This is a genomic window from Pseudoxanthomonas sp. 134C1 (assembly GCF_057773065.1).
On record NZ_JBYMTH010000002.1, the window covers coordinates 97,261 to 115,305 of the forward strand.

At 67.8% G+C, this 18,045-nt stretch carries 21 protein-coding genes and 1 tRNA gene; 15 read left to right on the top strand and 7 right to left on the bottom strand.

What is annotated here, in order from left to right; translation table 11 throughout:
- Nucleotides 1–8: 8 nt before the first annotated feature.
- The 15 genes from AC3DEZ_RS04340 to AC3DEZ_RS04410 all read left to right on the top strand — a co-directional run bounded on the left by AC3DEZ_RS04340 (nt 9) and on the right by AC3DEZ_RS04410 (nt 11,630).
- Nucleotides 9–803 carry a c-type cytochrome gene (locus tag AC3DEZ_RS04340; RefSeq protein WP_488387139.1) on the top strand — a complete coding sequence of 265 codons (795 nt, stop codon included), beginning with the start codon at nt 9–11 and terminating at the stop codon, nt 801–803.
- A 51-nt stretch (nt 804–854) separates the two neighbouring features.
- Nucleotides 855–1,307, top strand: a complete 453-nt coding sequence (gene azu / locus AC3DEZ_RS04345; protein WP_488387140.1) for an azurin — start codon at nt 855–857, stop codon at nt 1,305–1,307.
- A gap of 140 nt (nt 1,308–1,447) precedes the next feature.
- The gene (gene ccmC, locus AC3DEZ_RS04350; RefSeq protein ID WP_488387141.1) at nt 1,448–2,197 is read left to right on the top strand and encodes a heme ABC transporter permease CcmC; all 750 of its coding nucleotides are present in this window, start codon (nt 1,448–1,450) and stop codon (nt 2,195–2,197) included.
- The gene (gene ccmD, locus AC3DEZ_RS04355) at nt 2,194–2,364 is read left to right on the top strand and encodes a heme exporter protein CcmD (protein WP_488387142.1); all 171 of its coding nucleotides are present in this window, start codon (nt 2,194–2,196) and stop codon (nt 2,362–2,364) included. The genes ccmC and ccmD overlap by 4 nt, the downstream gene beginning before the upstream one ends.
- Complete coding sequence (ccmE, locus tag AC3DEZ_RS04360) at nt 2,361–2,828, top strand: cytochrome c maturation protein CcmE (protein ID WP_447101808.1); 468 nt, start codon at nt 2,361–2,363, stop codon at nt 2,826–2,828. Before ccmD ends, ccmE begins: the two co-directional genes overlap by 4 nt.
- A 107-nt stretch (nt 2,829–2,935) precedes the next feature.
- Complete coding sequence (locus AC3DEZ_RS04365) at nt 2,936–4,870, top strand: heme lyase CcmF/NrfE family subunit (RefSeq protein ID WP_488387143.1); 1,935 nt, start codon at nt 2,936–2,938, stop codon at nt 4,868–4,870.
- A complete protein-coding gene (locus tag AC3DEZ_RS04370; protein ID WP_488387144.1) occupies nt 4,867–5,460 on the top strand; it encodes a DsbE family thiol:disulfide interchange protein in 594 nt (197 codons plus the stop codon). The genes AC3DEZ_RS04365 and AC3DEZ_RS04370 overlap by 4 nt, the downstream gene beginning before the upstream one ends.
- Nucleotides 5,457–5,912, top strand: a complete 456-nt coding sequence (locus tag AC3DEZ_RS04375) for a cytochrome c-type biogenesis protein (protein ID WP_488387145.1) — start codon at nt 5,457–5,459, stop codon at nt 5,910–5,912. The genes AC3DEZ_RS04370 and AC3DEZ_RS04375 overlap by 4 nt, the downstream gene beginning before the upstream one ends.
- The gene (locus tag AC3DEZ_RS04380; RefSeq protein ID WP_488387146.1) at nt 5,912–6,937 is read left to right on the top strand and encodes a tetratricopeptide repeat protein; all 1,026 of its coding nucleotides are present in this window, start codon (nt 5,912–5,914) and stop codon (nt 6,935–6,937) included. Before AC3DEZ_RS04375 ends, AC3DEZ_RS04380 begins: the two co-directional genes overlap by 1 nt.
- A 43-nt stretch (nt 6,938–6,980) precedes the next feature.
- Nucleotides 6,981–8,093, top strand: coding sequence for a homoserine O-acetyltransferase MetX (metX, locus tag AC3DEZ_RS04385; RefSeq protein ID WP_488387147.1), 1,113 nt, complete (start codon nt 6,981–6,983; stop codon nt 8,091–8,093).
- An 86-nt stretch (nt 8,094–8,179) separates the two neighbouring features.
- Nucleotides 8,180–8,770 carry a cysteine dioxygenase family protein gene (locus AC3DEZ_RS04390; protein WP_447101802.1) on the top strand — a complete coding sequence of 197 codons (591 nt, stop codon included), beginning with the start codon at nt 8,180–8,182 and terminating at the stop codon, nt 8,768–8,770.
- A 44-nt stretch (nt 8,771–8,814) separates the two neighbouring features.
- Nucleotides 8,815–8,900, top strand: a tRNA-Leu gene (locus AC3DEZ_RS04395).
- Nucleotides 8,901–9,183: 283 nt separating this feature from the next.
- Nucleotides 9,184–9,834 (top strand): TetR/AcrR family transcriptional regulator, encoded by a 651-nt coding sequence (locus tag AC3DEZ_RS04400; protein ID WP_488387148.1) that lies wholly within the window; start codon nt 9,184–9,186, stop codon nt 9,832–9,834.
- A gap of 39 nt (nt 9,835–9,873) precedes the next feature.
- Entirely contained in the window at nt 9,874–11,091 is a 1,218-nt protein-coding gene (locus tag AC3DEZ_RS04405) for an NAD(P)/FAD-dependent oxidoreductase (protein WP_488387149.1), read from the top strand.
- Nucleotides 11,092–11,156: 65 nt separating this feature from the next.
- On the top strand, nt 11,157–11,630 hold the full coding sequence (locus AC3DEZ_RS04410; RefSeq protein WP_488387150.1) for a hypothetical protein: 474 nt from the start codon (nt 11,157–11,159) through the stop codon (nt 11,628–11,630).
- 58 nt (nt 11,631–11,688) lie between these two features.
- Here AC3DEZ_RS04410 and AC3DEZ_RS04415 read toward each other — a convergent pair whose 3' ends face one another.
- From AC3DEZ_RS04415 to AC3DEZ_RS04445, 7 genes are all read right to left on the bottom strand, one after another.
- Complete coding sequence (locus AC3DEZ_RS04415) at nt 11,689–12,225, bottom strand: hypothetical protein (RefSeq protein ID WP_488387151.1); 537 nt, start codon at nt 12,223–12,225, stop codon at nt 11,689–11,691.
- On the bottom strand, nt 12,222–12,425 hold the full coding sequence (locus tag AC3DEZ_RS04420) for a PspC domain-containing protein (protein WP_447101797.1): 204 nt from the start codon (nt 12,423–12,425) through the stop codon (nt 12,222–12,224). Before AC3DEZ_RS04420 ends, AC3DEZ_RS04415 begins: the two co-directional genes overlap by 4 nt.
- A gap of 41 nt (nt 12,426–12,466) precedes the next feature.
- The gene (locus AC3DEZ_RS04425) at nt 12,467–12,850 is read right to left on the bottom strand and encodes a YfeK family protein (RefSeq protein WP_488387152.1); all 384 of its coding nucleotides are present in this window, start codon (nt 12,848–12,850) and stop codon (nt 12,467–12,469) included.
- A 112-nt stretch (nt 12,851–12,962) separates the two neighbouring features.
- On the bottom strand, nt 12,963–14,030 hold the full coding sequence (locus AC3DEZ_RS04430) for a class III poly(R)-hydroxyalkanoic acid synthase subunit PhaC (protein WP_488387153.1): 1,068 nt from the start codon (nt 14,028–14,030) through the stop codon (nt 12,963–12,965).
- Nucleotides 14,027–15,307, bottom strand: a complete 1,281-nt coding sequence (phaE, locus tag AC3DEZ_RS04435; RefSeq protein WP_488387154.1) for a class III poly(R)-hydroxyalkanoic acid synthase subunit PhaE — start codon at nt 15,305–15,307, stop codon at nt 14,027–14,029. The genes AC3DEZ_RS04430 and phaE overlap by 4 nt, the downstream gene beginning before the upstream one ends.
- Nucleotides 15,308–15,380: 73 nt before the next feature.
- On the bottom strand, nt 15,381–15,977 hold the full coding sequence (gene pssA, locus AC3DEZ_RS04440; RefSeq protein WP_488387566.1) for a CDP-diacylglycerol--serine O-phosphatidyltransferase: 597 nt from the start codon (nt 15,975–15,977) through the stop codon (nt 15,381–15,383).
- Nucleotides 15,978–16,116: 139 nt separating this feature from the next.
- On the bottom strand, nt 16,117–17,937 hold the full coding sequence (locus tag AC3DEZ_RS04445; RefSeq protein ID WP_488387155.1) for a 3-hydroxybutyrate oligomer hydrolase family protein: 1,821 nt from the start codon (nt 17,935–17,937) through the stop codon (nt 16,117–16,119).
- Nucleotides 17,938–18,045 lie beyond the last annotated feature (108 nt).

The window sequence follows — 18,045 nt, forward strand, 5'->3', positions numbered from 1 at the left end:
CCTTCGGCATGTTTGCGTTCGCCGCCACGTTTACCCTGGCCGCCGCGCTGGCAGGCGCGGATGAAGCCGTGATGCAGGATCCCGCCCCATCGGCGGAGGCGGCTCCCGCGCCGGAGCAGACGTCCGAAGCCGGTCCCGCCGCCACGCAGGCGGTCTCCCCGCAGGGTTATCGCGACCTGCGCCGGATCACGCCCCTGCGAGGCGATCCGGCCGCCGGCAAGGCCAAGTCGGAACTATGCGCCGCCTGTCATGGCGCGGCCGGTATTTCGATCGCGCCGAACTTCCCCAATCTGGCCGGCCAGCGCGCGGACTACCTCTACTGGGAACTGGTGGAGTACCAGAGCGGCGCGATGCCGGAATCGGCAATGACCCCGCTGGCCGCCAGCCTGAGCGATCAGGACATGCGCGATCTGGCCCTCTACTACGCCAGCCTGCCGGCCGGGCGCGCGCCCGCGCAGGAAGAAGCGCCGGCGCAGGATGCCGCGCTGCTGGAACGGGGCCGGCAACTGTTCATGGAAGGCGAACCCGGCCAGGGACTGCCCCCCTGCCAGGGCTGCCACGGCGCCGACGCCGGTGGGCATCCCCTGGCCGCGCACATGGACCGCGACGGTCATGCGCCATGGGCCGCCTATCCGGCGCTGCGCGGCCAGAATGCGATCTACCTGCAACTACGTCTTAACGCCTTCCGCACCGGCCAGTTGCATCATTCGAGCAATGACTTCGTGATGGGCGGCGTCGGCCAGCGGCTGGACGACGACACCATCTCCGCCCTGTCGGCCTGGCTGGCCGCGCAGGGTCCCTGACCAGCCGCCTTCAAATCCCATCCCCCAAACCCCACGTCCCGGAGAATCCCCATGAACCGTTTCGCCCTGCTTGCCGTGCTCGCCCTGTCCGCCTCGCCGCTCGCCGCCCGCGCCGCCACCTGTTCGGTGGACCTGGAAGGCAACGACGCGATGAAGTACAACCTGGCCAACATCGACGTCAGCAAGAGCTGCAAGACCTTCACCATCAACCTCAAGCACACCGGCAAGCTGGCCAGGAACGTCATGGGCCACAACGTGGTGGTCGCCAAGACCGCCGACATCGCCGGCATCGACGCCGACGGCATCAAGGCCGGGCTGGCCGCCGACTACATCAAGGCCGGCGACGCCCGCGTCATCGCCCACAGCAAGGTGGTTGGCGGCGGTGAAACCACCTCCGTCCAGATTCCGGTCGCAAAGCTGGCCGGGACCGGGCCGTTCTCGTTTTTCTGCAGCTTCCCCGGCCATTCGGCGCTGATGAAGGGCACTTTGACCCTCAAGCCTTGACCGGGGTCAAGACAGACGGGGCCCCGCGCGGTTGGCGCGGCGGCCCCAAGTCTGGGAAAATGGGGTGATTTCACAGAACAGAGCTGCGGAGCGGGCCAGGGTGGCGCGCTCCATCGACCGCGAGCGATGAAACACCTTCCATGAATCCCCTCGTCCGCTGGTTCCACCAACTCGGTTCGCCGCCCTATTTCGATCGCTTCGCCGCCCGCTGGACGCCCTGGTGCTATCTGGCGGCGATCGTGCTGTTCGGCTTCGGCCTGTGGCAGGCGCTGTTCGTGGTGCCCGCCGACTACCAGCAGAGCGACAGCTTCCGCATCCTCTACATCCACGTGCCCTCGGCCTGGATGAGCCTGTTCGTGTTCGGCCTGATGGCGTTCTACGCCGCCATCGCGCTGATCTGGCGGATCAAGCTGTGCGAGATCCTCGCCATGGCCTGCGCGCCGATCGGCGCCGGTTTCACCATCATCACCCTGGCAACCGGCTCCATCTGGGGCAAGCCGATGTGGGGCACGTGGTGGGACTGGGATCCGCGCCTGACCACCGAACTGATCCTGCTGTTCCTGTATCTGGGCGTGATGGGCCTGTACAACGCCATCGACGATCGCCGCGCCGCCGCGCGCGCCGCCGGCCTGTTGTCGATCGTCGGCGTGGCGCTGCTTCCGATCATCCGTTACTCGGTGGTGTGGTGGAATTCGCTGCACCAGGGCCAGACCATCAGTCTGATGGGCGGTTCGCGGATGGATCCGAGCATGCTGCTGCCTTTGTGGCTGATGGTGGCGGCCACCAAATTCTGGTTCGCCGGCTCGCTGCTGGCCCGGGCCCGCGCGGACAACCTCCGCCGCGAGTCGGGCAAGGACTGGGTCGCCCGACTGGCCGGAACCAAACCATGAACTACCTGTCCTATGTCGTCGGCGCTTACGCCGTGTTCGTCGTCGTGCTGCTGTGGGACTTCATCGCCCCGCGCATGCAGATCCGCCGCGAACTGCGCGCAGCGCGCCTGCGCGCCGCGCGCGAAACCCGCGCCGCCGCGTCCTCGCCGATGGAGTTGAACCGATGAATCCCGTCCGTCGCCGCCGCCTGATCTGGGTGCTGCTGCTGGTCCTCGCCGCCGGCATCGCCGCCTCGCTGATCGCGATGGCCCTGCAGCGCAACGTCGCCTACCTGTACACGCCGGCCGAAGTGCTGCGCGGCGAAGCCGGCGAACACGCGCGCTTCCGCCTCGGCGGCATGGTCGAGAAGGGCTCGTTCCGGCGCGAAACCGGATCTCTGGAGGCGCACTTCCGGGTCACCGACGGCGACGCCCAGTTGCCGGTGGTCTACGACCGCATCCTCCCGGACCTGTTCCGCGAAGGACAGGCGGTGGTGGCGACCGGCTCGATGAAGGACGGCGTGTTCGTGGCCGAGGACGTGCTGGCCAAGCACGACGAGACCTACATGCCCAAGGAAGTGGCCGACAAGATGGGCAAGGCGCACCAGAAGCACGACGTGCCGGCCGCTCCCGCGGCGGGGTCGGCGAATTGAGCCAACGCCTGTCTCACCACGCCGCACATCCGCGCGTGCGTTTCCGTTCCCGCATTGCAGCCGTGGCTGCGGTCATCTCCTCCACTTTTTCCGGACACCGCTGAGCCATGCTGCCTGAACTCGGTCAAGTCACCCTGATCCTGGCACTGCTGGTGTCCCTGCTGCAGGCGATCCTGCCGCTGGCCGGTGCCCATCGCGGCAAAGCGGCCTGGATGGCGGTGGCGCGTCCGGCCGCCTATGGCCAGCTGTTCCTGCTGCTGGCGGCTTTCGTCGTCCTCACCGTGGCCTTCGTCACCCAGGATTTCTCGGTCAAGTACGTGGCCGAGAACTCCAATTCGCTGCTGCCGATGATGTACCGCTATTCCGCGGTATGGGGCGCGCACGAAGGCTCGCTGCTGCTGTGGGTGCTGGTGCTGGGCATCTGGACCGCCGCGGTCGCCGAATTCTCCCGCCACCTGCCGGAAACCGTGGTCGCACGGGTGCTGGGCGTGATGGGCGTGGTCAGCGTCGGCTTCCTGGCCTTCCTGATCTTCACCTCCAATCCGTTCGCGCGGCTGTTGCCGTCGCCACTGGAAGGGCGCGACCTGAACCCGCTGCTGCAGGATCCGGGCCTGATCATCCATCCGCCGATGCTGTACACCGGCTACGTCGGCTTCGTGGTGCCGTTCGCGTTCGCCATCGCCGCGCTGCTGGACGGCCACATCGATGCGCGCTGGCTGCGCTGGACCCGTCCCTGGACCAACGTGGCCTGGGCGTTCCTCACCCTGGGCATCGCGCTGGGCAGCTGGTGGGCCTATTACGAACTGGGCTGGGGCGGCTGGTGGTTCTGGGATCCGGTCGAGAACGCCAGCTTCATGCCGTGGCTGGCCGGCGCGGCACTGCTGCATTCGCAGGCGGTCACCGAGAAGCGCGGCAGCTTCGGTGGCTGGACCCTGCTGCTGGCGATCGCCACCTTCTCGCTGTCGCTGCTGGGCACCTTCCTGGTCCGCTCGGGCGTGCTGACCAGCGTGCATGCGTTCGCCGCGGATCCTTCGCGTGGCCTGTTCATCCTGATCTTCCTCGGCGCGGTCGTCGGCGGTTCGCTGGTGCTGTACGTGCTGCGCGCGCCGCGCATCGCCGGCGGCGCCTTCGTCGCCAGTTCGCGCGAAACCCTGCTGCTGGCCAACAACGTGCTGCTGGCCGCGGCCTGCGGCATGGTCCTGCTCGGCACCCTGTACCCGTTGCTGGCCGATGCGCTGGAACTGGGCAAGATCTCGGTGGGTCCGCCCTACTTCGGCCTGCTGTTCGTGGTGCTGATGACGCCGCTGGTGATGCTGCTGCCGTTCGGCCCGTTGACCAAATGGCAGAAGGATCAGCCGCGCAGGCCGTTGGCGATGCTGATGCCATGGCTGGTGGCGGCGCTGGTGCTGGGCGGCATCGCCTACTTCATGGCGCCGCAGGGACCGCTGAAGACCGCGGCCGGTGTCGCCGCCGGCGCGTGGGTGGCGCTGGGCACGCTGCGGTTCGTTTGGACCCGGCTGCGCGCCAACGGCAAATTCACCCCGGAAATGCTGGGCATGGTGCTGGCGCACTTCGGCATCGCCGTGTTCCTGATCGGCGCCCTGCTGGTGGAAGCGCAGAACGTGCAGCGCGAACTGGCGATGAAGCCGGGCCAGACTGTCGAATTGGGCGGCTACGGCTTCCGCTTCGAGGGCGTGGAGGAAACCCGCGGCCCCAACTACCTGTCCGACCTGGGACATGTGCAGGTGCTGCGTGGCGACAAGCCGCTGGTGCGCCTGAATCCCGAGAAGCGCGCCTACGCCAGCGGCGGCCAGGTGATGACCGAGGCCGGCATCCGGCCCAGCCTGTTCGGCGATGTCTACGTGGCCCTGGGTGAGCATCTGGGCGACGGCGCGTGGGCGGTGCGCGTGCACATCAAGCCCTTCGTGCGCTGGATCTGGCTGGGTGCCCTGCTGATGGCGCTGGGCGCGTTCGTCACCGCCACCGATCGGCGTTTCCGCCGCAAACCCGAAGCGCCCAAACCCGAGGCCCGACCGGCATGAATACCCCTTCCGACAACCCCGGCCAGAACAAGTCGCGCGGCGCGCTGGTGTTCGCCGCGGTCATCATCGGCCTGTTCTTCGTCGGCCTGATGGGCTTGCTGGCCTACGGCGTCAAGCAATCCGGCCGCGCGAATCGGGAAGCGCTGCCCTCGCCGCTGATCGGCAAGCCCGCGCCCGCCTTCGATCTGCCACTGCTGCATGATCCGGCCACCCGCATCGACAATGCCGATCTGGCCGGCGCGCCCTACGTGATGAACGTGTGGGGCAGCTGGTGCCCGGAATGCCGGGTCGAGCATCCGGTGCTGACCAAGTTCGCGCTGACCAAGCGCGTGCGCTTCATCGGCTACAACCTCAAGGATGAGCGCGGCGAAGCCCTGCGCTGGCTGGAACAGTTCGGCAATCCCTACATGCTGGTGATCGCCGACGAGGATGGCCGCGCGGCGATCGACTGGGGCATCTACGGCGCGCCGGAAACCTTCCTGGTCGACGGCAAGGGCATCGTGCGCTGGAAACACGTGGGCGCGGTGACCGACGAGATCATCGCCAACGAACTGCTCCCCGCGCTTGAAAAGGCGGAAGCGCAGCGATGAGCACCCTGTCCCGCCACCTGCGCGTACTGATGCTGGCGCTGCTGCTCGGCGGCGCCGGTCCCGCGTTCGCGCAGGCCAGTGACCCGACCCCGCTGCAGTTCCGCGACAACGCCGAGGAAGCACGCTTCCATCGGCTGACCGCCGAGCTGCGCTGCGTGATGTGCCAGAACCAGTCGCTGGCCGATTCCAATGCGCAGATCGCCCACGACCTGCGCCGCGAGGTGCTGGATCTGATGCGCCAGGGCAAATCGGACCCGGAGATCAAGCGGTTCCTGGTGGATCGCTACGGCGAGTTCGTGCTGTACAAGCCGGAAGTCTCACCGGGCACCTGGCTGCTGTGGTTCGGCCCGGCCGTGCTGGTGCTGGCCGGCGGCGTGATCGTCCTGCGCATCGTCCGTCGCCGGAGCGCCGGCCGCGACGTCGCCGAAGCCGACGACAATCAGGAGTGGTGATGACCGTCTTTTCCGCCATCGCGGCGTTGTTGACCCTGCTCGTGCTGGTGGGCGTGCTGTGGCCCCTGTGGCATTCCTCGCGCCGCCTGTTCATCGGCGCGGTGGCGACTCTGGGCATCGGCACGCTGGCCCTGTATCGCCTGCTCGGCACGCCGGCCGCCATCGAGATGCCGGCGGCGATGCCGGCCGCGGCGGCACCGGCCAGCCTGGACGAGGCGGTCAAGCAACTGGAAGCCGAACTCAAGCGCAATCCCAATGAACCGGAAGGCTGGCGCCTGCTCGGACGTTCCTACCTGAGCCTGGAGCGCTACACCGACGCGCGCACCGCGTTCGAGACGGCGCTGAAGCTCGCCCCGGACGATGCCAACCTGCTGGTGGAAAGCGCACAGGCCCGACTGTACGCGGCGCCTGACAAGCAGCTCGATGCCCAGGCCGTGGCGCTGTTGCAGCGCGCGCTCGCCATCGAACCCCAGCACCAGCGCGCACGCTGGTTCCTCGGCGTGTCGCAGCGCCAGCAGGGCCAGCCGGCCGAGGCCGCGCGCACCTGGGAACCGCTGCTGGCGCAGGTCGACGGTGGTACCGCCACCACACTGCGTACCCAGATCAACCAGGCCCGCGCCGAAGCCGGCATGGAACCCCTGCCCGAACCCGTCGCCGCGCCCGCCGCGGCCAACGGGAAGAGCCTGCTGAAGGTCAGCGTGGACATCGCGCCGGAACTCAATGCGCGGTTGACCGGTGGCGAGACGCTGTTCGTGTTCGCCCGCCAGGCCGGTGGACCGCCGATGCCGGTGGCCGCCAGGCGCGTACCGGCGTCGTCCTTCCCGATCACCCTGGAACTGGGCGACGGCGACAGTCCCATGCCCACCCTCAAGCTGTCGCAGGTTCCCAAGGTCGAACTGGGCGCGCGGGTCTCCCGCGCCGGTGACGTGATGGCCAAGACCGGTGATCTGGAGGCGGTCATGGTGCCGGCCGAGGTGGGCTCGACTCAGTCCTATTCGCTGCGCATCCAGCGCGTGGTGGAATGAGCGGCGCCGGCCCGCGCCGGCGACCGCAGGCTAAACTTGCGGGATGACCGAATTCATCCCGCCCGGTACGCGCTTCCACGCGCTGCCCTCGCCCTTCCCGATGAAACGCGGCGGCGCGCTGCTTGGCGCGCGCATCGCCTATGAAACCTGGGGCACGCTCGACGCCGCCGGCGACAACGCCATCCTGATCGTCACCGGCCTGTCCCCGGATGCGCACGCCGCACGGAACGAAGGCAACGACGAGGACGGCTGGTGGGAAGCGATGCTGGGACCGGGCAAGCCGATCGACACCGATCGCTGGTTCGTCATCTGCGTGAATTCGCTGGGGAGTTGCAAGGGTTCGACCGGTCCGGCCTCGATCAACCCGGCCAACGGTGAACGCTATCGACTGGATTTTCCCGAGTTGTCGATCGAGGACGGTGCCCGCGCCGCCCACGCCGTCGTGCAGGCGCTGGGCATCGGACAACTGGCCTGCGTCATCGGCAACTCCATGGGCGGCATGACCGCGCTGGCCTATCTGCTGCTGCACCCGGGCGCCACACGCACCCACATCAACATTTCCGGCAGCGCCCAGGCGCTGCCTTTCTCCATCGCCATCCGTTCCCTGCAGCGCGAGGCGATCCGCCTGGATCCGGCCTGGAACCAGGGCCACTACGACGACGATCGCTACCCCGAGTCCGGCATGCGCATGGCGCGCAAGCTGGGGGTGATCACCTATCGCTCGGCGCTGGAATGGGATGGCCGCTTCGGCCGGGTCCGGCTGGAATCGGACCGGCCGGACGAGGAGCCGTTCGGGCTCGAGTTCCAGGTGGAAAGCTATCTGGAAGGCCATGCCCGGCGGTTCGTGCGCCGCTTCGACCCCAATTGCTATCTCTATCTGAGCCGCTCGATGGACTGGTTCGATCTGGCCGAGTACGCCGGCGGCGACGTGATGCGGGGGCTGGCCCGGATCCGGGTGGAGCGGGCGCTGGCGATCGGCGCCGTCACCGACATCCTGTTCCCGCTCCAGCAGCAGGAGCAGATCGCCCAGGGCCTGGCGCTGGGCGGTACGCAGGCCGAATTCCTGCCGCTGGAGTCCCCGCAGGGCCACGACGCATTCCTGGTGGATTTCGCCCGGTTCGGTCCGGCGGTGGCGGGCTTCCTGGACAGCCTGTAAGCCAGGGCGGCCCCGTCGCCATACCCTCGCGACCGGAACCCGCCCGAACTAGAATGGCGGCACCACTATTTTGCGGGTGCCTTTCCATGTCCCTCGACTTTCCCGGCCACGACAAGCTGATCGCCTCGCTCGACGCAGCCGTGGCACTGGGTGACGATCGCGCCATCACCGACGCGCTGCGCAAGTCGCTGTGCGAACTGATCCGCGACGAATCGGTCGCGCTGCCCAGCTGCGTGCTGGATCCCATCGCCGATCACTACGCGCGCCGCGAGCTGTATACCAGTCCCGAGTACGGCTACAGCGTCATCGCCATGACCTGGGGTCCCGGCCAGGGCACCAAGATCCATGACCACTCCGGCATGTGGTGCGTGGAAGGCGTCTGGCGCGGCCGCCTGGAAATCACCCAGTACGAGCTGGCCGAGCACGATACCGAGCGCTACCGGTTCGTCGCCGCCGGCACCATCGAGGCCGGCACCGGCTCGGCGGGAAGCCTGATTCCGCCCCACGAGTACCACACCATCCGCAACCCCAGCGACGACGCCATCGCCGTGTCCCTGCACGTCTACCAGCGCACCATGGTCCGCTGCGGCATCTATACCCCCGAGAGCGATGTTGCCGGCCAGGAAGGCTGGCAGCGCCGGGGCGAGCGCCTGCTGGGTACCGATCGCGTGGTCTGACGGGCTGTCGGGGCCACGGGAGCTCGGCTATACTCCCTCCCCTTGCCGAAGTGGCGGAATGGTAGACGCAGCGGACTCAAAATCCGCCGCCCTTAAAAGCGTGTGGGTTCGAGTCCCACCTTCGGCACCAGATCCAGGAGGCCCGACGAACGTCGGGCCTCCTTTTTTTCGCCCCGGATTTGGACCGGTCGAAAATGGGTGTTGGGAAAGTGCCAAAGGTGTGCTATACCTGAATAGTCACAATACGAGCGAAAGCGGATGCGCGTCATTCATGCCAAATGGCAGTTGACAAAAAGGGAGCGCATCGAGGTGAGACCCAGTTCAATCAGCCCTTCTTCGGGACGCCCAGCCAACCTCCGGTACCGCCAGTGAGCAACTCGACCGATTTTCGTGGCACCGCATCTCCCCGTACCGTGAATTCCAGCGCATTCCTGCGCACCCGCCGCAACGTCGAACTGTGCAAACGGGGCGAAATGCGGGCCGAGCGTTTCCTGGACGCCGCCACCGAGGTCTTCGCCGAGAAAGGCTACCAGCACGCCAAGCTCAGTGAAATCGTGGCCCGGGCAGGCGGGTCGCTGGCCACCCTGTACCGGATCTTCGGCGACAAGGAAGGGCTGGCCTACGCCATCCTGGAACGGCGCCTGGAGAACCACGTCGGCATCCTGAACGACATGAACTTCTCGGACCTGCCGCCAGAGCAGGCCCTGCGCGAAGTGGCCATCCGCATCGCCGATTCGATGGTCAAGGCGGAATCACGGGTGGTCTACCGCATCGTGATCGGCGAAGGCGAGTCCTTTCCCGCCCTGCGCGACTGGTTCTTCGAACACGCCGTCGCCGAAACCCGCGGCATCCTGACCCGTTTCTTCCAGCAGGAAATGGACGCCGGCCACCTGAAGCTGAATTCGGCCGAGGCCGCCGCCACCCAGTTCTACATGATGATGTTCGGGAACCTGATCATCCGGGTCGCCAGCGGTTATCTGGACAAGCTGGATCCGGCGTCGCTGCGCGAACAGGCGGTGGCCAACGTCGACCTGTTCCTGCAGGGTGCGTTGCCCCGCGGATAACGTCACGCCCGTTCCGGTGACACCGGTGCCGCCTTCGCCATGGATCTGAAGAGCGGCTACCCGTACTGGGCCATCAAGAATGGTCTGATGCGTCCCTTCCCCGCGCTGGAAGCGGATCTGGATTGCGAGATCGCCGTCATCGGCGGCGGCATCACCGGCGCGCTGATCGCGGCTCACCTGCAGGCGGCCGGCCACGAAGTGGCGGTCATCGAACAGCGCGACATCGGCTGGGGCAGCACCGCCGCCAGCACCGCGCTGCTCCAATACGAAATCGACGCCCATCTGCTTGATCTCGCCAAGCGGCTGGGAGCGCAGAACGCGGCACTGGCGTACCGCGCCTGCGCCGAAGCGCTGGAGCGGTTGCGCGAAACGGCCGGGGAAATCCGCGATGTCGGTTTCGCCTGGACCGACAGCCTGTATCTGGCGACACGATGGCGTGAGCGGGCCGGATTGATGCGGGAAGCCGCGGCGCGTCGCCGGCTGGGCCTGGACGTCGAGTACCTGGACGCGGAGGAACTGGCCGGACGCTTCGGACTGACCCGTCCGGGCGGCCTGCTGAGCCACCAGGCCGCCCGCATGGACCCGTACCGGATGACCCATCGCCTGCTCCAGCGCCTGCGCGCGCGCGGCGCCGATGTCCATGACCGGACGTGCATCGTCGCGATCCAGCCGCAGGCCCGGTCGGTGCGGTTGCGGACCGCCGATGGCTTCCAGGTACGTGCCCGCCACGCCGTCCTCGCCACCGGCTACGCGGGTCAGCAATGGCTTCGCCAACGGGTGGCGCGCAATCACAGCAGCTATGCGTTCGTGAGCGACCCGATCGCACCGGAGTCACTGGGGTTCCTTCGCCACACGATGTTGTGGGAAACCGCCCGGCCCTATCTGTATCTGCGGGCGACACCGGATCACCGGATCATTGCCGGCGGCGAGGACGATCGCGTCGACATCCCGGCCCGGCGGGATGCGCGGGTCATGAAGAAAGCGCACGCGATAGGCCGCAAACTCGGCAAGCTGCTGCCGCATCTCCAGTGCGCACCCGCATTCGCATGGGCCGGCACGTTCGCCGAGACCGCGGACGGGCTTCCGTTCTTCGGACCGCATCCGCAATACGGCGGTCGCGTGCATTTCGCCATGGCCTATGGCGGCAATGGCATCACCTACAGCCGGATCGGCGCCGAATTGCTGCTCGCCCGTATCGAGCGTCGCCGCCATCCGCTGGCCCCGCTGTTCTCCTTCGAACGTCTGTCCCGCCGCTGATCCGGTTTCATGCCGCGCAGACATCGTGCCGCGTAGGTTCGAAACTCCCGCCCGGGAGCATTCCGATGCCACGCGGAGAAAAGAGCGCCTACACCGATCGGCAGAAACGCAAGGCCGGACACATCGAGGAAAGCGAGCGCGAGCAGGGCCGCTCGGAAAAGGATGCCGAGCGTATCGCCTGGGCCACCGTGAACAAGCAGGAAGGCGACGGGCGCAAGCGCGCCGGTGCTGCGAAGAAGGGAGCGAAAAAGAGCGCCCGCAAGACCGTGCGGAAGACCGCTAAGAAGGCGGCTGAAAAGCCCCCGCGCAAGGCGACGAAGAAGACTACCCGCAAGGCCACCAAGAAAACGACGACGAAGGCCCCGCGCAAGGCTTCCCGCAAACCCGCCGTGAAGGCGGCAAAAAAGGCGGCGAAGAAAACCGCACGCAAATCCGCAAGGAAGACTGCGCGCAAGAGCACGCGCAAGACTGCCCGCAAGGCTCCGAAGAAGACGATGAAGGCCGCGAAGAAGGCCAATGGACGAACCCGCGGGGATTGAATCGGCGTTTCAGGACAGTGGATGACGTGAACCTCGCATCCAGGCCACGCAGACCGGATCAGCGCGGATCCGGATGCCGCCCCGGGTCGGCGCGATGGGTATTCTTCGATACGGCGGGCGGACGCCACATCGTCGCCCTGCCCGGCCACCAGCCGCGTCCGGTCAGCGCGTAGCTGTCCGCGGCGCGTTCGAACGGATTGCGGACACTGACGCCGCCGCACAGCAGGTAAGCCGGCAGGAAGAGCGGTCCGAGCACCATGTACTGGAAGACATGCGCGCGCTCATGGTCGCCCAACCGGATGGGCGGATGCTCGCAGTAGCCGGCGCGTTGTTCGTAGGTGATGCAGGCCGAATCGAGGCTGTCGCCGGTGTGCAGGATGGTGTTTCCGAAAGTGATGGCGCCGCCCGGTCCCCACGGCCAGTGGTGGAACACCAGCGCGCAGTCGCGCCGGCTCCAGCGCACGCGCGCGCCGAATGCCAGCCCCAGTCCACCGGCCAGCAGGCCAACCAGCGTGTTCGGCAGGGTCCAGAGAATGCCCAGCGCGCCCAGAACGGGCCGCCACCAGAGCGGATGCCGGCGCGGAAGGGCGTTCAATCCGCCTCGTTGGGAATCAGCAGCCAGAGGATCAGGTAGACCAGGATGCCGGGAAACGCCGCCGAGGCGATCGACACGATCACGAAGACCGCACGCAGCAGCGTGGCGTTCCAGCCGAATCGATGCGCGATGCCGCCCATGACGCCGGCGATCATGCGATCGTTCAGGGAACGGGACAGCGACTTGGACGCGGTGTTCATGGTGATCGGCTCCCCCACGGTCGTCCCGGCAAGTCTAGCGCTCAGCGCGGCGGCGCGCCTGAACCACGCAACGCCTTCAACCTGGCCATGAACCACGCACCGGCATCCTGTTCGGACTGGTCCGGACAACGCACCCGATAGGCGCGCCCGCTCAGGCTGCTCTTGCTGGCCGCGCGCTCGATGAACTGTTCGGCCGTATCGACGAGATCACGTTTGAGCAGGTAGTCGTACTTGCGCTGCAGATGCGCACGCGCATCCGCGCGCCCGTACCACTTGCCATTGCGCTGGAACTCGCACCTGGAGTTGGACAGGCCATCCATCAACTGCGTGATCTCGCGCCTGGCCTGCTCGGACGGTGCCGCCGACGCGGCCGTCGCCAGCGTTCCGACGCCGCACACCAGTGCAAAAAATATTCCTTTGAGCATCTTGCGGATCCTGCGGTTCAATCGAGCCGCGCAGCCTAAGGGTCGGAGGGTTAACCGGGCACAACCGCCTGCCGATTGTCGCATCGGGCGCAGGCGCCCCTGCCCGCTCTCCTCACTGGCGCTGCGCAAGCCATTGGTGGATGGCGCTCGGCACCTCGCGCTGGGCACGGCTGGAGACATAGATGCCGATGTGCCCGCCCTTGAAGCTCAGCTCGGTGTAATCCTCGGTGCCGACCAGATCCCGCAGGGCGCGCGAGGCATTCGGCGGCACCAGGTGATCCTGCTCGGCGTAGATGTTCAGCACCGGCATGTCGACATCGCCCAGGTGCACCTCGTCGCCGTCGATGTCGATGCCGCCGTTGACGAAGCCGTTGCCCTGGTAGAACTGCTTGATGAACTGGCGGAAGGCCTCGCCGGCAAGATCCGGCGAATCGAAGATCCATTTCTCCATGCGCAGGAAATCCTCGATGCCTTTCCTGTCATCCAGGATGTCGACCAGGCCGACGTACTTCTGCAGGTTCAGCCGGAACGGCTTCAGCATCAGGTAGCAGGCGTTCATCATGTCGGCCGGCACGTTGCCGATGGCGTCGACGAACAGATCCACGTCCATCTCGCGGGTCCAGTGCGAGAGCATGTTGTCCGGCGTGTGGAAGTCCACCGGCGTGACCATGGTGATGAGGTTGCGCACCCGCTCGGGATGCAATGCCGAGTAACACAGGGAAAACGCGCCGCCCTGGCAGATGCCGAGCACGTTGATCGCGTCCTGACCATGCTGCCGGCACAGATGCTCGACCGCGCCGTCGATGAAGCGGTTGATGTAGTCGCCCAGGGTCAGGAAGCGATCCGAACGGTCCGGATAGCCCCAGTCGAGCACGTAGACGTCCTCGCCCTGCGCAAGCAGGCCTTTCACCAGCGAGCGATCGTCCTGGAGGTCGACCATGTAGGGACGGTTGACCAGCGCGTAGACGATCAGCAGCGGCACCCGGGCGGTCGGCGCCTTCTCGCCGATGAACCGGTACAGCACCACCCGGCCGTCACGCCAGACTTCCTGGCGCGGCGTGGCGCCATAGTCGACATTCTCGACTTCCGGCAGGGTCTTCAGCCCGGCCGCGAGTTTCTGTTGCGCCCGCAGGGTTTCCTGGGCGAGTTCATCCACGCTGATATCGAGCGGACCGTTCACTTGCGTCCTCCCTGCTTGCCCTTGCCGCGGCCCGCGCCGGCGGGTGCGTCACCGGCGTAGCGCGCGACCCAGTCCTTCATCGAAACCACATCGCCCTCGCCCGTCGCCATGCGCGTGGAACGCGCGACCGGCGCGGCCTTGGCGGTCTTTTCAGGCTTCGCGCGCGAGGTGCTCCGCGTCGCCTTCGCGGCTTTTACGGTTTTTGCGGCCTTGGCGGTAGTTGGTGAGGGTTCGCCGGACGGTTTCGCGCCGCCGCGCGGTTTGGCCGGCCGGACGCCGCGGCCTGTGGGCGCTTCCCGGCGCGTGACCGCCTCGCCGTTGCCGGCCCGGTTGCGCGAAGACGCCTGGCGGGTCCCGCTCCTGGCCGCATCGCCCGGGTCCAGCGTGTCGCGGCTGCGGGTCATCCGGCGCAATTGCCGCTCCAGTTCGGCGATCTTGCGATGCGCCGAATCCACCTCGGTACGGCCCGGCATGCCGAGCGCCACGCAGATCTGTTCGATTTCCTTCTGCACGCCCTGGCGCAACCGCATCTGGGTGTTGGTGAGGTGACCATAGACATGGCGGAATTCCGGCGACAGCGCCACTTCCGCATAGGCCTGCTCGGCGGCATCGATCCACAGATCGAACAGCGCGCGCGCGCTGGTGACCTGCTGTCCAGGCTCGGCCCGCGCCTCGAGCAGCGATTCGAACCGCTCGAACGCCTGCACCGCGACCTTCAGCATCACCCGCTCGTACTCGCCCAGGGCCTGCTGGTAATCCTGCTGGGCCTGCGCCAGCGCCTGCCAGCGTTCCTGATGTTCGCGCGCCGGACCGAACGCGGGCAGATGCAGCCAGCGCTCGTTCTCGCGACGCAGATTGTCCATGTACGGCGCCACCTGCCGGTACCAATGCTCGAAACCACCGCCGCCGCCGCCCTGCAGGCCGCGGAAGAAATCCATCCACGGACCACGTCCGGCTTCCACGCCCAGCGCCTGCTTCCAGGCGGTGGCGACGTCGCCGGCGGCGGCGTCCTGGCCGGCGAAACGCGCGGCTACCTGCTGCATCAGGCCATACCAGTCGCCGCTCTGCTGGCGGAAGCGCTGCAGAACGTCCGCCGCCGGCCCCACGCCGCCGCCGCCGGGCATCAGCCGGCTCCACCAATCCAGCGCCTGCGGCCAGGCAGGCGTCGGCGCGGCAGTCGCGCCGGATGCCTGCCGCAGGGCGTCGCCCCACAGATTCCAGAACTGGCGGGCCATCGCTTCGAAGTCGCCCGCGCCCGGTGGTACATGCTCGGCCATAAATCCTCCTGTCGTCCCGATTCTAGCCGCGCGCCGGGACGCATGGGTGACGGGCGCGGATCACCGCGGCCGATCAGGGTTTGGGGATGTGCAGGGTCTTGCTGATCATCAGCGTGCCCGACAGGGCGTACAGCAACACCAGCGGATGCAGCAGCCACGGGCCGATGCGCAAACCGCCCAGCCACAGGGCGTCGCCGATGTGACCCAGATAGGCGGCCACCGCCAACACCACCACCAGCACCAGGCTGGTCGGGATGGGCGTGCCCTCGAAGTACCTCACCTTGTCGCCGCCGTCCGCCAGCGTCTCGGCGGTGACGTTGTAGCGCGCCAGCCGGCTGACCCCGCAGGCGACGAAATAGGAGAGCACCAGCCAGTCCCAGCCACCCTGCATGCCACAGGCATAGGCGAGCGCGGCCGGCGCCACACCGAAGGAGATCACGTCGGCGAGCGAGTCCAGTTCGCGCCCGAGCACCGAGGATTGTTTGCGCCAGCGCGCCACCCGACCGTCCAGCGCATCGAAGATGAAAGCCAGGGGAATCAGGGCCATGCCGATCATCAGATCGCGGATCACCCCGTCCTGCAGGAAGCGCATGGCGGAGAAGATCGCGCCAGTGCCGCAGAAGGCATTGCCCAGCGTGAACCAATCGGCCAACTGGAAATCGCGAAGCATCGAAAAATGTCGGGACACGGACGCACCTGGCGAAGACCGGCGCACAGGTTAGCCCAACCCGCCGGGAGCGCGGTGTTCCCGCCATGCCCTGACGCGTTCCGGCGCGTCCGGATTCAGGCCCGGACGCGGATGGCGACGCTCAGCGCGGCAACGCCAGTTGGCCGGCTTCCAGCTTGCCCGCACCGCGGCCCCGGGCCTCGATGACCTGGTCGGCCGCCCGCGCCGCCTGTCCGTCCAGTTGCGCCGATACCCGATCCAGCGCGGCATACACGTGCGGCAGCAGCGGCGCGTAACGCGCGGCATATGCAGGCAACGCGAGAAAACCATCGAAATGCTGCGCATTGCGCACCTGCCAATACGCGACCTCGCGGCCGGCCGCCCTCGCCTGCGCCACGTACGGCGCGCTGCTGAAGGCCGGCGGCACCAGGCCATCGTCGGTGCCGTGCACCACGATCACCGGCAGGCCCGCGCGCGGCGGCGCCGCGCGCAGTTCGGCGATGCCGCGCTGCACGCGCCGCGCCGCCTCGTCCTGGCCGTCGTTGAGCACGCGCAGGCATTGCAAGCCGGGCAAGGTGAAATCGGGCGCGGCCAGGCGGGTGTCGACGATGCCGACGCCGGCGCCCGGCGGAATGCCGCTGCCATCGGCCCACCATGCCGCGCGTTCCGCCGGAGCCGCCGCGCGTGCGCTGAAATCCGGATTCAGGGCGGCGAACGAATAGCCACAAGGATGCGCACCGACGCCGTAACGGCCGTAGGCCGACGCGTAGGTGACCGCGATCGCGCGCCAGAGGTCGAAACCGACGCTCAGCGCGCCGGCGGTCAGCGCCTGATCGGTCCAGCCGCCTTCGCGCATCTTCGCGTGCGCCGAACGCGCCTGCGCCGCCACATCGGCACCCTCGATCAGGCCGGCCGCCTTCAGCGAGGCGCAGCGCGCCTGCCAAAGCGGTTCGGCCTGCGCGCGCAGCGGTGGCTGCGGCAGGCTGTCGGCCGGCAACGCGAGCAGCGCGCACGGCATCAGCAGCGCCGCCTCGGTGGTGTAGTCGTACAGCGAGCGCGCGCCGCTTCCTTCGGCGTGGATGTTGGGTTCGCCGGCCACCACCGCATCCAGCCAGTCGCCCTCCAGTTCCGCCGCACGCAGCACCGCGCCGCCGCCGTTGGAGATGCCCACCGCGATCACGCGGGTATTGTCGAAGCGGAACGGCGCCGCCTGCGGGAAAGCGCGATCCAGGGCCGCCAGGGCGAAGCCGGCAGCCTGTTTCACGTGCCGGCCCCAGTCCGCCTCCGGATTGTCCTGCGAATGCGCGTGCTTGACCGCCACGCCGGTCGCGCCCGCGGGTGCGCCAGGCGCGAACGCCTGCGTTTCGCCGAGCGGACCCGCGGTGCCGTCTTCGCGCATGCCGGTCCGCGTGTCCAGGTCGAAGTAGTCGGTGCCGGCACCTTTGTCGGTGTAGGCGACCGCGCAGCCCTTGGGCAGGCCCCAGGCACCAGCCACCGCGATGGCGCCGTAGACGCCCCGCGAGCCGGACGAAGCCGTGACCACCACGCAGCGCCGCTTCAGATCGAAACCATCGGGCACCTGCACCAGCACGCGGTGCGGCTGCTTCGCACCCGGCAGTTTCGCCAGCGCGCTGTACTCGCGCCCCGGCACCGCCGCGGTGCTGCCGTAGATATCGCCATAGCCGCCGGTGGCGGACAGATCGGCGATGCCGCGCCAGTTGTTCCACAACGCGCGCCGACGCAGCTCCGCCGAGGTCGGATGGGCGGCATCGGCGAAGCCCGGCGGGGTCATCGCCTGCAATCCGGCCAGGCCCAGCCCCGCGGTCAGCAAATCGTCGCTGCCGCGATGTTCGGTGACGCGCTGAGGTTCGATCACGAGGTCAGGGTTCATGGTTCGGGTCGGGGAGCTGCCGCAGGCGGCCAGCGCCACCGTCAGGGCCGCGGCCAATGCGATTCGCGCCATCGGAGGGATCCAAGGGTCCGGGTGAGGCCACCAAGCTAAACGCGGCGGCGGATGCCGTCATCGTACTTTGGTACCACGAGGCCGCAGGCGGCGGCTGCTAACCTAGCA